Below are 512 nucleotides of genomic sequence, written 5' to 3'. Positions count from 1 at the left end.
AAATAAATTCAAAGTATTAACGAAAAACACGAAGGGTCTTGAAGGAAAGAACCCTTATTTTGTGTTAAATGACGAGCTCCATGCACAGGAAAATATGGACATGTATGATAACTTGAAGTCAGCGCAGATTTCTCGTGAACAACCAATAATGCTTAATATTTCAACAGCTGGTAAGGGTGCTTCATCTGTCGGTATGCGTGTTTATAAATATGCGAAATTTGTTTTGGAAAATGACGATGACGATTCTTTGTTTGTTGCAATCTGGGAGCCAAATAAAAATTATGATTGGGAAGATCGTAAAGTTTGGGAAATGGTTAACCCGAATATTGGTGTTTCCGTTACAATGGAAACACTTGAAATTGAGTTCAAAAAGGCGAAACAGTCTGCACATTCAAAAGCTGAGTTCCTTTCCAAACACTTAAATGTTTTCGTAAATGGTGCTGATAATTATTTTGAACATGATCAAGTACAACATGTTCTTGTGGAAGATTTGGGTGATCTTACAGGTGAAA

General features: G+C 35.7%; 1 protein-coding gene. It reads left to right on the top strand.

Annotated features, from left to right (window positions below; all coding sequences use genetic code 11):
- A partial coding sequence (locus tag RT27_RS30200; protein ID WP_043938834.1) for a terminase TerL endonuclease subunit occupies nt 1–512 on the top strand: 512 nt, incomplete at both ends.

Origin of the sequence: Bacillus sp. L_1B0_5 (genome assembly GCF_000836715.1) — a bacterium.
Lineage (GTDB): Bacteria > Bacillota > Bacilli > Bacillales > Bacillaceae_G > Bacillus_A > Bacillus_A thuringiensis_S.
Note: the sequence above shows the minus strand (reverse complement) of the source record. Positions and strands in the feature narration are given on the sequence as shown.